The sequence below is a fragment of the Streptomyces sp. LS1784 genome (assembly GCF_020103755.1).
Lineage (GTDB): Bacteria > Actinomycetota > Actinomycetes > Streptomycetales > Streptomycetaceae > Kitasatospora.
Window position 1 is genome coordinate 1 of record NZ_JAHSQD010001001.1, and the last position, 1682, is coordinate 1682.

General features: G+C 70.5%; 1 protein-coding gene. It reads right to left on the minus strand.

Annotated elements, in window-relative coordinates; all coding sequences use genetic code 11:
- Window positions 1-157: 157 nt before the first annotated feature.
- Window positions 158-1561 (minus strand): IS1380 family transposase, encoded by a 1404-nt coding sequence (locus KS423_RS45065; protein ID WP_308020329.1) that lies wholly within the window; start codon window positions 1559-1561, stop codon window positions 158-160.
- Window positions 1562-1682 lie beyond the last annotated feature (121 nt).

Sequence of the window (1682 nt, forward strand, 5' to 3'; positions counted from 1 at the left end):
TAGCCTCCGCCTTTCAGTTGGGCCTGGCTGAGCTCGGTTGATGGCACTGGCGACGCGTTGTGCCTGTGTGGGGGTGTGGGGACATGCCGAGGTCCCGACGCGTGGCCGGTGTCTCCAAGGTCCTCGGTTCGTGGGTGGGCAGGGACGGTCGGGGAAATCAGGTGACGGGTCGGGGCAGGGCCTGCAGTCGTGTAAAGGCGGTTGCCAGGTCGTGGCGCCAGGGCCAGGTGGTGGCGATCCGCAGGTGTAGTCGGCGGGCGCCGCGGGTTATGCGGGCGGCGGCGTGCAGCAGCCGGTAGCGGAGCTTCTTCGGCTCGGATGTGGCCAACTCTCCCTCCAACAGGAGGACTTGGGTCCAGGCGAGCAGGTCTATGGCGGCCAGGGACAGTTCCAGCCAGGCGGCGTTGATCTGGAAGTGACGGGAGGGGAAGCGGCCGAATCCGGTGGTCTTGCCGCAGCGGATCCGATCTTCGATGCGGGCGTGCGCGCGGTGGCGGACCTCCAGTAGTTGCAGGGAGCCCTGGCCGTAGGGGGTGTCGGTGAGGAAGACCTGGTGGCGCATGCCCTCGTCCAGATCGAACAGCGTGAGCTGGGCGCCGGGGTGCGGGCGTTCGCGGCGGACGATGATCCGGGTGCCCTCGGGCAGGCCCGGCAGGTCGACCAGGCCGGTCAGCTCGGCGACCTCGGCGCCGTCGCGCAGGGAGCCGTCCTGTTCGAGGGCGGGATGCCAGACCTGCTCGGGCAGGTGGCGGATCGCCCGGCGGACCGGCTCGGTGATGGACCATCCGACGGAGAACGTCGCTCGGATCCCGCGGGAGCGCAGGGCTCGGATGTGGGCCAGGAAGGCTTTGGCGGAGCCGGCGCTGTCGGCGCGGATGAGGATCTCGGTGCCGTGGCGGTGGGCGTCGGGTATCTGGGCGAGCGCGGCATCGAGCACGGCGATGTGGTCGGCGGCGGTGTTGGCCGCGGCGTTGCCCGGCCGCAGCACACCTGCCAGGGCCTCGCCGGTGTTGTCGAGGAAGCACAGCAGCGGGTGGTAGCCGAAGCCGTGCTTGTAGGTCGGCGCCGCGTTCTCCTTCTCGGAATGGCAGGTGACCAGGGTGGCGTCGATGTCGAGGACCAGGCCTGGCAGTTCACGTCCGCCCGCGTGAGAAGCGGGGATGCCGTCGCGGGTCTCGCCGGCCTGCAGCCAGGCGATCTCGCGGGCGGCGGCGCGGGCCGAGCGCAATGCTGCGAGCGTGGCGGGGTCGATGCCAGCCAGCAGTCGCCACGCGGTCGGGGTGGAGGCGACCGATCCGAAGACTTCGGGCTGGTCGCGCAGCAGCGCGAGGTCGGCGATCGCCTCGCCGCCGTCGGCGAGCATCACCGCCAGATCGGCGGCGATCCGGCCCGGTTCGTGGCCGGTGCCGCGCGGCCGAAGCCGACGCAGGGCGTCGCCGAAGGCGTGCGTGAGGCCGGTGGCGTCGGCGAGATCGGCCAGCAGGCGCGATCCGGCGTGGTTGACGACTCCGCGTCCGTCGGTGGAGACGACGAGCCGGGGCCGTGACCCGGTAGTGTGCACGTAGAAAGTGCCTTCCTGCTGGGCTGACAGAGACCTTAGACAAGCCTCATCATCCCAGTTCAGAAGGCACTTTCGCGTTCCCGCTCATGATCCGGACACGGCCCCAAGTGAAACGCGCAGG